Raw genomic sequence first — 13,350 nt, 5'->3', positions numbered from 1 at the left:
CCTTTCTGTCTTTACTGAATTATACCACCGTATTAAAATCTATCAAGCTTTAAATATTAAAATTAATGTTTATGACAGCTAAATAGTGGTAATAAACTTTCATATTCTTTTATTTTAATTAATTTAAGTAAGTTTTCGCTATTGACTGGGAAGTTGTATATTTATAAAGTTTTGCAATGTTTATTTCACAATGTTTAACTGATGAATCATTTAACTTTAAAAATCTATTTCTCTTTTTTGTTTATTTTCTCAAAAATGATATAATATAGTTAATGAGGTAACCGTCTGCAAAATGCGGTTGCCCAAATGAGTTAAGGTTTAAACCATAACCGCTCTAAGCTTACAGGGCGGTTATTTTTTTAACTGTGCAATTTTCATATTTTCATCCTATATGGTATAATCATAGTAAAAAGCAAAATTAGGAGTGGATTAGATGATAGATAATAAAGAAATCAGGGAGGTCATACCCCACAGGTATCCGTTTTTGATGATTGATAAAGTGTTGGAGATTGAAGATGGTAAAAAAGCCGTAGGCATAAAAAACGTATCTGCAAATGAACCTTATTTTCAAGGGCATTTTCCGGGAAACCCCATTATGCCGGGGGTTTTGATTGTAGAGGCTATGGCGCAGCTTGGTGGAATAACCGTTATGCACGGGAAAGACAATAATAACATGATAGGGCTTTTTACAGGCATCAATAAGTGCAAATTCAAAAGAGTAGTAGTGCCTGGAGATCAGTTAAAGATAGAAGTTGAGATAATCTCGTCAAAATTAAATCTCATAAAGGCGAAAGGCGTTGCAACGGTGGATGGTGACTTAGCAGCCGAAGCTGAGATATCGTTTATGCTGGTGGAGAAAAATTAAATTGAAGGTGCGTTAAATGTCAACAGTCAAAAAAACTGCTAAAGCTGCAGGGCTTGTGATGGCTATAACATTGATAAGCAAAATAACTGGCTTTTTGAGAGAGGTAGTCATAGGATCAAAATTTGGTACAACAAAATACGTAGATGCTTACAATATGGCTCAGAACATACCGATGGTTTTGTTTGCTGCAATTGCGGCATCTATCGGTACTACAGTCATACCCCTTTTTTCCGAATACCTTACAAAGAAAGGAAAGGACAAGGCTTTTGACTTTATAAACAACCTTTTAAATGCTTTGATTTTATTGACAGTTATCTTTGCGTCAGTAGGCATAGTGATGGCGCCGATTTTAGTCAAAATAATGGCACCGGGATTTAAAGGTGATGTCTACCACGCTACATTGAAGCTTACGATGATTTTGATGCCTGTGATGGTATTTGTGTTAGTGTCAAATATCATAACAGGTGTTTTGCAATCACTTGACCATTTTTCTGTACCTGCAATGATAGGCATACCGTACAACATCATCATAATAGGTGTAGCACTTTTATACGGGGCTAAATACGGCATATATGGTGTAGCTGTGGCAACTGTGGCAGGTTCTGTCATTCAGGTTATAATGCAGCTTCCGGTCCTTTACAAGTTTGGCTTTAGGTACAGATTTGTGCTGGATTTGAAAGATGAAGGGGTAAAAAGAGTAATCATATTGGCAATGCCTGTTCTCATTGGAACATCAATACAAGTCATAAACACCTACGTTGACAGGATGATAGCGTCATACTTGCCATCAGGCAGCATTGCAGCCTTAAACTATGCAAATAGGCTTATAGGTTTTGACATATTTTCGATGGCAATAGCAATTGTAATATATCCGATGCTCTCAAAGCACTTTGCGGCTAACAACGTAGATGAGTTTAAAAAAGGCATAAAAATAGCAGTTAAAGCAATACTCTACATCATGATTCCAGTAACGGTAGGTGCTATAATATTTAGGTACCCTATTATAAGGATCTTGTTTGAGAGAGGGGCCTTTAACGAAAGATCAACTTATCTTACATCCATCGCCTTCATGTTTTTAAGTTTAGGTATGACAGCCAATGGGCTTAGAAATGTTCTAAGCAGAGGCTTTTATTCTTTAAAAGATACCAAGACGCCGATGGTAAATGGTGCAATTGCTGTTTTAGTGAATATAGGACTTAATCTCATCATCGTAAGGTACCTTGGATTAGGAGGACTTGCATTGTCTACGTCCATTGCAGCAACTTTAACATCGTTGATGCTTATGTATTCCTTGAAAAAGAAGATAGGTGCTATTGGTGGATATGAAATTTTAGCCTCCTTTTTAAAAGCAGTTATAGGCTCTGCTATAATGGGAGGATTTGCATATTTGACATTCAATCTTGTTATGAGACATTTGCCGGATACAAAAATTTACGAAGCTGTATCATTGGGAGCTGCCATTTTTGCAGGTTTTGTCGTCTATCTTGCAATTATAATGTTATCGGACAACTCCATGTTAGGCTATGTGAGAAAAGGGGCAAAAATGTTAAAAGGAAAATTAGCTGGTGATTAAAGGAGTGGTTTTACATGAAATCAAAGGTATACTATTACAACATGAGGTCTTTAAAGCCGTCAGGAAGTATCACATCAAAAGTATCAAGGCTTTTTGATGTAGCAGGATTTAAAAGCATTTTTAAAAAGGATGATTTGGTGGCGATAAAACTCCATTTTGGAGAAAGAGGAAATAATGCATACATAAATCCCATATTTGTAAGGCAAGTGGTAGACAAGGTTAAGGCCAACGGCGGTAAACCGTTTTTGACTGATTCTAATACACTTTACAAGGGAAGCCGCTCCAATGCAGTAGACCATTTGATTACAGCCATAGAAAATGGCTTTGCTTACGCTGTTGTCAATGCACCACTTATAATAGCGGATGGCTTGTTGAGCAAAGATGCAGATGAAGTAGAGATAAACAAGAAGCACTTTAAGACGGTAAAAATTTCGTCTAACATAGTCAATGCCAATTCCATGATCGTGCTTTCGCATTTTAAAGCGCATGAGATTGCTGGATTTGGAGGTGCTATAAAAAACCTTGCGATGGGATGTGCACCAAGGGCAGGAAAGCAGCAGCAGCATTCTACAGTAAGCCCAAAAGTAGGCAAAAAATGCACCGCCTGTCAAACTTGCATCAAAAATTGCCCGGAAGACGCTATATCACTAGTAGATGGCAAGGCTTACATAGATCCTGAAAAATGCATCGGATGTGGAGAATGTATTACAATGTGCCAGTACGACGCCATAAATCCACAATGGGGAACAGACATGGATGAGTTTGTGGAGAGGATGACGGAGTACGCCTATGGAGCCTATATGAATAAAAAAGGCAAAATAGCCTTTATGAACTTTGTAATGAATGTGACGCCATTGTGTGACTGCACACCGTGGAGCGATGCACCTATTGTACAGGATATAGGAATATTGGCGTCATTTGACCCTGTTGCAATAGATAAAGCCAGCTTTGACCTTGTAAACAGGCAAGCAGGAAATCCACATTCTGCATTAGGAGATGTAGGCAGAGGGCTTAATGAAGGTGATGACAAATTTGCCGCTATTCATCCTGAGACGAGAGGAGACATACAATTTAAGTACGGTGAAGAGCTTGGAATGGGTACCACAGATTATGAGCTGGTAGAATTAAAATAATGCAGATTTTCTGCATTATTTTTTTAAAAAAGTAAACAAATTTGTATACGATTATAGTATAATGTATATATAAGGTTAAAAAGGGAGAGGTCAATGATGGAAAAGTACATTATTATAATACCGGTTGCAGGGGTGCTGACGGTAGCATTGCTTTTTTTAATAATGCTTTCAATGATCAAGTTTTCTGACAAGTACATAAATAAAAAAGAAGAAAAAAAGAAAAAGGCAAGCTGAATTGAGGACAGTGATGTCCTTTTTTTATACAATAATAATATAGAAAGGTTTGATTAAGGTGAATATAGGATTTAAAAGAAATGAAATAGATGGCGTCGTCTTTTACACGATACCCGCATTTGAAAATACAGGAAAAGTGAAACATCTTTTTTCCACAAGAATAGGTGGTGTAAGTGGTGGACCTTACAGCTCTCTTAACTTAAGCCTTACAAGGTACGATGATAAAGAAAGCGTGTATGAAAATTTTAATCGTATATGCCATGTTGCAAATATCAATTACAACGATATGGTGTTTTCAAATCAAATCCATTCAGATGGCATTAGAATTGTCAATGAATCTGACAAAGGTAAAAACTTTGGGGAAAGCGATATAAAAAACGCGGATGCTTTGATGACCAATGAAAGAGGCATACCAATTGTGACATTTTATGCTGATTGCACACCTCTTTATTTTTTAGATCCTGTAAAGAACGTCATCGCATTAGCGCATGCTGGATGGAGAGGCACGGTGAAAGAAATTGGCCCTAAAACTGTCAAGACGATGGTAACTGCTTTTGGCTCTGATAAAAAAGACATACTCGCTGCTGTAGGTCCAGCTATAGGCTTTTGCTGTTATGAGGTAGGGAAAGATGTGGCAGACGAAATATCAAGATTAAATATCAACATAGATGATGTATTGTTGGACAAAGGCGATGGAAAGTGGATGTTAAACCTTGAGATGACAAACTACTATGAGCTTATAAACTGTGGGATAAAAGATGAGAACATAACTATATCAGGCCTTTGCACATCTTGCAATATCGACGAGTTTTACTCTTACAGGAGGGACAAAGGTATAACAGGCAGCATGGCGGCATTTATGGAATTGATATGAGAAAAAATACAAAAAAGGCTTAAGATTATTGTTAAAATAGCCGATAAACAATTTACGAGCAAAATTAATACATGAGGTGATAAGGCAGTGAAAAGTATAAGGATCAAGATTTTCTCATTGGTTACCCTGTTTATCGTCGTACCGCTTCTCATTACAGGCTATTTTTCTGTAAATGAAGCGCAGACAATTTTAAAAAGCAGAATAGACAAATCAAATCAAGCGGCTCTTTCAGTGCTTGACAATTACGTTGGAATGGTGAAGCAAAACGCGGAGATTTCACTTAATGATATTGCCAATTCCAGCGACCTTAAAAACTACATCAAAACCGGCGATTCAAGTAGCTTGTTGGATAAATTAAAAGGTGTAGAAGACAACAATTCGATCATATTAAACGCTTATTTTACAGCTAAAGACGGTAAGACCATCATCTACCCTGTTCAAGATGTAAGTGGCGTAGATCTCACTAAAAGGCCTTGGTATCAAGCTGCTTTAGATGCAGGAGGTGCTATTGCTTCTACTGAGCCTTACAAGGACATCCTGTCTGGCAAACCTGAGATAACCATGTCAAAAGCCATATTTGATGAAAACCAAAACTTAGCAGGAGTTGTCGGAATAGACATAGACCTATCGAAGCTTTCGGATGCCATAAGCAGCATAAAGATAGGAAATTCAGGATACTTTTACTTGATGACAAGTGATGGCACTGTCATATCCCATCCTGACAAAACTATGATGTTTACAAAGATTACAAAGTACAGCTTTGGCAAACAGCTTTTGTCCCTTAATAATAAGACGATGGAGTACACTTTTAACAACCAGTTGAAGTTTGCCAGCGTCAAGAAGCTAAGCGAATTTGGATGGATCGGCGTCGTTTCGACGACTATTCAGGAGCTAAATGTTGATACAAGCTCCATAAGGAATACGATGATCACTGTAATGATTATCTGCCTCATATTTGGGCTCATTTTGGCATTTATCTTTATTTCTACTTTGACAGGCGGCATCAGGAAAATATCAAAGACGATGGAGAAAGCGTCAAAAGGTGAGCTTGTGCTTAGCACTGATATAAAATCAAGAGATGAAGTAGGACTGCTTTCTAAAAGCTACAATGACATGATTGAAGGAATACGGTCATTGGTCATAAAGATAAAAAATGTTGCTGAATCTGTAAACAACATATCCAATAACATTGCATCGTCGTCAGAGCAAGTTTCGTCCACAATGCAAGATGTGGCCAGGGCGATAGAGCAGATAGCTGAAGGTTCATCGAATCAGGCTGAAAGTGCTCAAAGCAGCGCAAAAGCAACACTGGAGCTTGGAAAGCTTATAGATACGGCTATGAACGACTCCAACAATATTTTGGACGAAGTCACAAACATAAACATGATTTCGGAAAGCAGCAATGAGATAATTGAAAGCCTTTTAGCTAAGACGCAGCAAAGCATCGAATCCAACAACAAAGTAAGAGAGTCTACCCTTTTCTTAAGAGATAAATCAAACCAGATAGGAAAGATAGTTGATACAATAAGGCAGATAGCGGATCAGACTAATTTGCTGTCTTTAAACGCAGCTATAGAAGCTGCAAGGGCGGGAGAGGCCGGAAAAGGCTTTGCTGTCGTTGCTGATGAAGTGAGAAAATTGGCTGATGAGTCAAGCCTTGCTGCTAAAAGCATATCAGAGCTTATATCTGAGATACAAAATGACGTAAATGAAACGGTGGCAACGGTGGAAAATGCCAATAATATCGTCATGGAGCAAAGCAATTCCGTCAATAACACGAAAGAGATATTTGAAGGCATTATACAAGCCTTGAAGTTTGTGACAGACATGATAAACAGCCTGAACGACTCTTTAAAAGATATAGAAGCCAATAAGAACAAGATCGTTGATGCTGTGCAGGATATAGCTGCTGTATCTGAGGAAACTGCGGCGTCTACTGAGGAGATTTCGGCATCATCACAAGAGCAAACAGCTATAATTGAGGAGCTTTCAAGTACGGCAAATGAGCTTAAAGGGTATGCAGAGGAGCTTATGGAATCACTTAAGATGTTTAAAATAGAGTAAGTTTAAAAAAGAACAGGTGAGTAAAAAGACCTGTTCTTTTTATAATATGCTTTCTAAAAATGCTTTGTTTTGAAGTACCATAGGATTATTTGGGTCATACTTTCTCGCTTCTTCATTATGCATATATGATTTTTCTATGTCACCTAATCTGTAATAGCATATGCACAACTGAATATGTGGAAGCCATGTTGAACATGCTATATTTACAAAGCCTTGATTAGGTTTTTCGACTTTTGTCGCAAGCTCATACCAGAAAATAGATTGCTTTATCTTGTTTTCTTGTAAAAATTTATATCCTAATCTGCAACAGAATTCAGGCCTTGGCACGTCGTATTCAAAAGATTTAAAAAGCACTTTATCCCTTTTGTCTAAGTCTCCTAAAGCTTCATAGCAATCAGCAAGCTTTCCGAGAGAATACAGTATATCTTCCATCCATCCTTTCTTGGAGTCTATAAACATGTTGTAGTATTGGATGGCTTCAGTATATCTTTTGTGTTCGGCTAATTCATTTGCATAGTAAAACATGTCTCTTGGTGAAAAGTCTTTTTTGCTTTCAATCATCTTTTCGTAAATTTCAATGTTTCTATTCGGTGTATTTTTTACTTTACCATGCATAATTTGTATATCGCTATCGTAAATTTTTCCGTAGACCTCAAGGCATTCATGCACTGCGCCAATCCATTTGAAGTCCTTTGCTCTTTTTATAAGGCGATTTCTAATGCTTACAAAAGATGGACTGCCATTTGATGTTTTAGTCAAGACGTATTTCATCGTCACTGAGTCGATAGATGCGTTAAAATTGTTTTTAAGATTTATAAGTTTTTCTAAATCGCCTGGTTCTACATAATCATCTGCATCAAGCCATAATATATAATCCATTGTCGCTTTGCTAAATGAAAAATTTCTTGCTGCGCTAAAATCGTCTATCCACTTAAAATCAAATATTTTATCAGTAAATTTCTTTGCAATGTTTTTTGTTAAGTCAGTAGAACCTGTATCAACTATGATTATTTCATCTACCGCATCTTTTATGGATGTTAAGCACCTATCCAATGTCAGTTCTTCATTTTTTACTATCATGCACAGACTTATAGTTATACTTTGGAACATAGACATTCTCCTTATCTGATTTCAATAAATTTACATCTAAGGGGTGGCAAAACCAAACCCTTAGATGTCTTTTAATATCAGTCAAGCTTTAGCAATGTGATAGAAGCATTTACGACTCCAGAAGCTAAAGTCAAGGCGACGCCTGTGTTTCTCAAAGTCAAGACATCTCCAGCGGATACTGTTATTATAGCTTCACCTACTAATTCTGTCGCATTGATGATTGTGGAATACTGTGTTTGAGGTAATGGAGTGCCGTTTAATGTCAATACCATTGAATTCAAAATAGCTACTGAAGCTGTCGTAGTATATCCAATTCTATAGGTTCCGCCGACATCAAATGTTATAGGTGCGGTTCCTGCTGTGTGAGAGATGCCTACTAATGGTCCATTGCTATCAAATGTTACATCTCCACCAAGAATGACGGTGTTACCAGTTGTGTTGTAAATATATCCGTAAGCTGCTATTCCTGCACCAGTAGGACCAGTCGGGCCGGTAGGACCAGTAGGGCCAGTCGGGCCAGTAGGACCAGTAGGACCAGTCGGACCAGTAGGACCGGTTGGACCGGTAGGGCCAGTTGGGCCAGTCGGGCCAGTTGGACCGGTAGGACCAGTCGGGCCAGTAGGACCAGTAGGACATACAGGACATGGTTCATAAGTTATTTCAAGATATGGCTTATTTACATTGTTAGTTGATTCATATCCTATTATAGTGTCAACTACATTTTCTATTCCCTTTATGGTTATGCCAAAGTTTAAAGATGGTGTTAAGACCCATTTATATGCTAAGTTTGTTATATCAATTCCTATATAGCTTCCTACCATGCTGTCGGTAACAGTAAAACTATAAGGAGTTACGACGGTAAAAGGTGCCGTATTCCAAGTTACCGTCGATTGACTGAAGTTATTTAAGTTTTCATAGATTGTAATATTCTGTGGATACAGTACGCTGTCAGGCATATCTTTTCTGTTTACATAAAGATACAGTTTAGCATCTGTCATCACATTACCAGACGGTATAGCTCCTGATAAGTCAAACTTTAATAGAGTTCTGTAAGCATCTGGCATATTTCCAAACCTTAAATATTCGCCAGTAAATAGTGAAATAGAATTGCCGAAATTTTGAGTAGGAAAATACTGCGATATATAAGCATCGTCAGTAGGGTTAATTTGAATAGTTGGCAAAACAACCACCTCGTTTGGAATATTTTGAGCACGATTAAATATGATCGTGTTCTAAAACTAATATATGAAGTTGTATATTAGTTGTTACATATCAAATGTTATCGTAGTGTACTATCAAAATATGTTTTTCAAAAAACCAGTGGTATAATTATTTCAAAAGAAAAATTAAAAAGAGGGTGTGATTTTATGAACAATTTTGATTTTGTTTGTCCGACAAAGATCATCTTTGGCAAAGGGACTGAAAATAGAGTAGGCCAAGAGACAAAAAAATATTCAAAAAAAGTATTGTTTGTCTACGGCAGTGGCAGCATAAAAAAGACAGGTCTTTACGACAAAGTCGTAAAATCTCTAAAAGACAATGGTGTTGATTACATAGAATTATCAGGAGTAAAACCAAATCCAAGGCTTAGCTTGGTTTATGAAGGGATAAAGATTTGCAAAGAAAACGGCATTGACTTTATATTGGCTGTAGGTGGAGGTAGTGCCATAGACACTGCAAAGGCTATTGCTGTTGGTGCGCTTTATGATGGCGATGTGTGGGATTTCTTTGTAAGCAAAGCTGAGATTGAAAAGGCATTGCCATTAGGTGTAATATTGACATTGGCTGCAACAGGAAGTGAAGCCAGCGACAGTGCAGTCATAACAAATGAAGATGGTTGGTACAAGAAAGGTATACATTCTGATCTCATAAGGCCTCAATTTGCCATAATGAATCCAGAGCTTTTGTACACACTTCCTCGGTATCAGACGGCTGCAGGTGCAGCGGATATAATGGCTCATATAATGGAAAGGTACTTTACAAATGTCCGCAATGTAGATCTTACAGATAGGCTTTGTGAAGCAACGCTTAAGACAATGATAAACAATGTTCCAAGGCTTATTGAAAATCCTGAAGACTATGATGCGAGAGCTGAAGTGATGTGGGCAGGTACTATTGCACATAATGGACTGCTGGATACGGGAAGAATCGGTGATTGGGCATCACACAGGATTGAGCATGAACTAAGCGCAATCTACGATATAGCACACGGCGCAGGACTTGCTATAATATTCCCAGCATGGATGAAATACGTGTATAAACACGACTTGGACAGATTTGTCCAGTTTGCCGTTAAAGTTTGGGATGTAGACTTGACATTTACCGACAGAGAAGCGATAGCGCTGGAAGGTATAAAAAGACTTGAGGATTTCTTTAGAAACATTGGTCTTCCTGTCACACTGAAGGAGGCTAATATACCTTATGACAGGTTTGAGGAGATGGCTGACAAATGCACGTCAAATGGGACGGCAACCGTCGGGCAGTTTGTTAAACTTACGAAAGAAGACATAATAAACATATACAATCTTGCAAAATAACCCAATATATGTAAATATATCCTGATTATGCTATAAAAATAGCTATTCAGGATATATTTTTTTATATATTTGCGATTTTTTAATAAAATATTAATAATTTTCTTGTATAATAGAATATGTGTAAAATTATAAGGTGTTAAAATGGGAGAGAGAAATTGTATGAAAAAGATAATAGCTTATGTAATATTTCAAGTATTTTTGGCTGTTATAGTTATACCGATGTCCATATTTTACGGTCCTTTTACAAATATCAGAAATACTTTGGTAGCGACAGCTATGACTACATTTAGCCATAAGTACATTGCCACATTATTTTTGCCTCAAAGCAAAATTGACGCTATAATGAAGGAAATGACAAATATATCTACAGACAGCAGCAAAAGTAGTCTATTGAATTTCAAAAACAACCACGACACGACGATTGAAGTGAACGACATAAGCAGCAGCAGATTCAAAGGAAAGGTGATTTTAATTCACGATCCTACGAGAGTTGAAGTAGGCATATCAAGCAAGCTTCCTAAAGAAGGAGAGACAGTCAGTGAGATAGCGAAAGAAAATGGGGCTATAGCTGCTATAAACGCTGGAGGCTTTATTGGATACGTTGATGGTGCGTGGACTGGAAGTGGAGGAACGCCAGGCGGAATCATCATACACAATGGAAAGCTAATATACAACAATGCTTACAGCAAAGACGGTAAAATCGACCTTGCAGGATTTACAACAGACGGCAAACTGCTGGTGGGCAAATACACGTTGGACGAGATAAAAAAATTAAATTTAAAAGAAGCTGTAAGCTTTGGTCCTGCTCTCGTAGTCAATGGAAAGCCTATGATAAAGACTGGTGACGGTGGATGGGGTATTGCCCCAAGGACTGCAATAGGACAGAGGGCCGATGGCACAGTCATATTTTTAGTCATAGACGGAAGGGCAATATCCAGCGTCGGAGCCACATTAAAGGATGTGCAAAACATAATGCTGGATTATGGTGCCGTAAATGCCACAAATCTTGACGGAGGATCCTCAACCACCATGTACTACAAAGGAAAAGTCATAAACAATCCGTCAAATCCTTTAGGCGAGAGAATGGTTCCTACAATATTTTATGCAAAATAAGATGGAGGTATTATGAAAGCTATAAGAAGAATTTTTACGTGGATAGTGTTTCCATTGATAATAGAGATGGGAGTGCTTTTCTATATAAATAATGTATATCTATCTACAACAACTACGTTTCACATACAAAAAGTCAATACTGAGTCAGATACAAACGCGATGCAAAAGACCATGAAAGTTGCGGTACCTAACGATGGAGAAAGTGTGGAGGCTTCTTATGACGGAAGTTACGTTTCATATCTTTTAAACCATCAGATAATAGTCGTCGACACTAAGACGCAAGGCATAAAGAAGGTAATCGCAGCCAGCAACTATATACAGTACTACACATGGCTTAACGATAGAAACAGAATCATATATTTTTATAAGACGTATAGCCGTGGCAGTGAAGCGATACAGCTTGAGGCTTATGACCTTGATATAAACAACAAGATAAAGATAGACAAGCTTATATATGCTCCAAGAAACAGCCGTATAGAAAATGTCACATTGTCGCCTCTTACAAACATGATCTATATAAATGTGGTTGATGCCAATGGTTATAGCTATCTGTACCGTGTAGATATAATGGGCCAGATTACAAACTTTAGACTGCCAGTTAAGAGGATTACAAGAATGTACGAGCTTCAGAGAAAAGATGTCCTTTTATATGAGTCATCAAACGGGATAATAAGGGTCATCAAGAATGGCAGTGGCTACACATTTTTAAGTGGTGGTTTCTCGCTTATTGGCACTGACAACAATGACAATGTGTACGTAGGTAAATTAGACAGCGACAATAAAGTTGTGGAAATATACTACGGAACAATTGATAAAAGCTTCAAAAACTGGAGTCACATAAAGCTGAATCATGCAATTGATCCAAATCAGGTGTATATACTGCCTAAGGACAATGCTTTGACTGTCACTTTTGACGGTAAAGATTTGATTGACGTAAATACAGGTGAGACCATAACGGGAAGCGGCGATATACTGGGTATCAACGCAAATTATATAATCTACAAAAAGGATAATGATGTAATATTGAAATTGGAATAATGCCGAATGTTTCGGCATTTTTTTTTGTTAATAAATATGTTAATTTGTGGTATAATAGATTAAAAGGTTAGGGAGGCTAAATGATGGAGATGTTGAACATAAAAGAAAATTACAACTTTCTTGTGTGCGGAGATTCCATATCCAAAGGCGTGGTTCTCGATAAAATTAGGAACAAATATGTGGTTTTGAAGGATTCTTATGCAAATCTTTTAAATGGATGCTTAAAAGGAACTGTTGAAAACATATCGAAGTTTGGCAGCACCATATTAAGAGGCAAAGACAGGCTTAAAAAAGAGTTAGACAAGGTAAATCCTGATATTGTACTTTTAGAGTTTGGGGGGAATGATTGCGATTTTAATTGGGATGAGGTAGCTAAAGACCCTTACAAAGAACATCTGCCAAACACTGATTTCAATGTGTTTAAAGAGACATTAAGAGAACTCATAGATTCGCTTAAAAATGCCAACATAGCACCGGTTTTGCTTACGCTTCCTCCATTGGATGCAGACAGATACTTTAGCTGGATTAGCAAAGGCAATAAAGAAATGGCAAAAAACATATTGACGTGGCTTGGAAGCGTCACAAAGATATACTGGTGGCAGGAAAGATACAATTCTGCCATATTGAGCATAGCCTCAAGCACCGATACGAAGATAATAGATGTGAGAAGTGCGTTTTTAGATAGGCCTGATTACAGAAAGCTTTTATGTGAAGATGGAATACACCCGAATGAGGATGGTCACAAAGCGATTGCAGATAGGATAAAAGACTACGTTATGACATATTATGGTTTCCTTTTAAAATAACAT

General features: G+C 37.5%; 12 protein-coding genes. 10 read left to right on the top strand and 2 right to left on the bottom strand.

From position 1 onward, the window contains the following. Nucleotides 1-436 precede the first annotated feature (436 nt). The 6 genes from fabZ (at nt 437) to JJQ93_RS08960 (ending at nt 6,743) form a co-directional block, all read left to right on the top strand. The gene (gene fabZ / locus JJQ93_RS08985) at nt 437-865 is read left to right on the top strand and encodes a 3-hydroxyacyl-ACP dehydratase FabZ (protein WP_274894083.1); all 429 of its coding nucleotides are present in this window, start codon (nt 437-439) and stop codon (nt 863-865) included. Between the two features lie 16 nt (nt 866-881). Further along, a complete protein-coding gene (gene murJ, locus JJQ93_RS08980; RefSeq protein ID WP_274893534.1) occupies nt 882-2,438 on the top strand; it encodes a murein biosynthesis integral membrane protein MurJ in 1,557 nt (518 codons plus the stop codon). A 14-nt stretch (nt 2,439-2,452) separates the two neighbouring features. Further along, nucleotides 2,453-3,571, top strand: coding sequence for a DUF362 domain-containing protein (locus JJQ93_RS08975; protein ID WP_274893533.1), 1,119 nt, complete (start codon nt 2,453-2,455; stop codon nt 3,569-3,571). Nucleotides 3,572-3,667: 96 nt separating this feature from the next. After that, nucleotides 3,668-3,805, top strand: a complete 138-nt coding sequence (locus JJQ93_RS08970) for a hypothetical protein (protein ID WP_168170199.1) — start codon at nt 3,668-3,670, stop codon at nt 3,803-3,805. A 58-nt stretch (nt 3,806-3,863) separates the two neighbouring features. Further along, nucleotides 3,864-4,679: a peptidoglycan editing factor PgeF gene (gene pgeF / locus JJQ93_RS08965; protein ID WP_274893532.1), complete on the top strand. Its 816-nt coding sequence runs from the start codon at nt 3,864-3,866 to the stop codon at nt 4,677-4,679. An 87-nt stretch (nt 4,680-4,766) separates the two neighbouring features. Then, a complete protein-coding gene (locus JJQ93_RS08960) occupies nt 4,767-6,743 on the top strand; it encodes a methyl-accepting chemotaxis protein (RefSeq protein ID WP_274893531.1) in 1,977 nt (658 codons plus the stop codon). Between the two features lie 39 nt (nt 6,744-6,782). On the opposite strand, the gene JJQ93_RS08955 is transcribed toward JJQ93_RS08960, so the two are convergent. Further along, nucleotides 6,783-7,853, bottom strand: a complete 1,071-nt coding sequence (locus JJQ93_RS08955; RefSeq protein WP_274893530.1) for a tetratricopeptide repeat-containing glycosyltransferase family 2 protein — start codon at nt 7,851-7,853, stop codon at nt 6,783-6,785. Between the two features lie 77 nt (nt 7,854-7,930). Continuing rightward, the gene (locus tag JJQ93_RS08950) at nt 7,931-9,043 is read right to left on the bottom strand and encodes a DNRLRE domain-containing protein (protein ID WP_274893529.1); all 1,113 of its coding nucleotides are present in this window, start codon (nt 9,041-9,043) and stop codon (nt 7,931-7,933) included. Between the two features lie 177 nt (nt 9,044-9,220). Between JJQ93_RS08950 and JJQ93_RS08945 the strand changes: the two genes are divergently transcribed. The 4 genes from JJQ93_RS08945 (at nt 9,221) to JJQ93_RS08930 (ending at nt 13,347) form a co-directional block, all read left to right on the top strand. Then, a complete protein-coding gene (locus JJQ93_RS08945) occupies nt 9,221-10,390 on the top strand; it encodes an iron-containing alcohol dehydrogenase (RefSeq protein ID WP_274893528.1) in 1,170 nt (389 codons plus the stop codon). A gap of 159 nt (nt 10,391-10,549) precedes the next feature. Continuing rightward, on the top strand, nt 10,550-11,503 hold the full coding sequence (locus JJQ93_RS08940) for a phosphodiester glycosidase family protein (RefSeq protein ID WP_045412181.1): 954 nt from the start codon (nt 10,550-10,552) through the stop codon (nt 11,501-11,503). 12 nt (nt 11,504-11,515) lie between these two features. Next, entirely contained in the window at nt 11,516-12,541 is a 1,026-nt protein-coding gene (locus JJQ93_RS08935; RefSeq protein WP_045412178.1) for a hypothetical protein, read from the top strand. An 83-nt stretch (nt 12,542-12,624) separates the two neighbouring features. Further along, complete coding sequence (locus JJQ93_RS08930; RefSeq protein ID WP_274893525.1) at nt 12,625-13,347, top strand: SGNH/GDSL hydrolase family protein; 723 nt, start codon at nt 12,625-12,627, stop codon at nt 13,345-13,347. Nucleotides 13,348-13,350 lie beyond the last annotated feature (3 nt).

The sequence above is a fragment of the Thermoanaerobacterium sp. R66 genome, from assembly GCF_028895185.1.
Taxonomy (GTDB): Bacteria; Bacillota; Thermoanaerobacteria; order Thermoanaerobacterales; family Thermoanaerobacteraceae; genus Thermoanaerobacterium.
The sequence above is the reverse complement of the archived record's forward strand: the minus strand, read 5'-3'. Positions and strand labels throughout refer to the sequence as shown.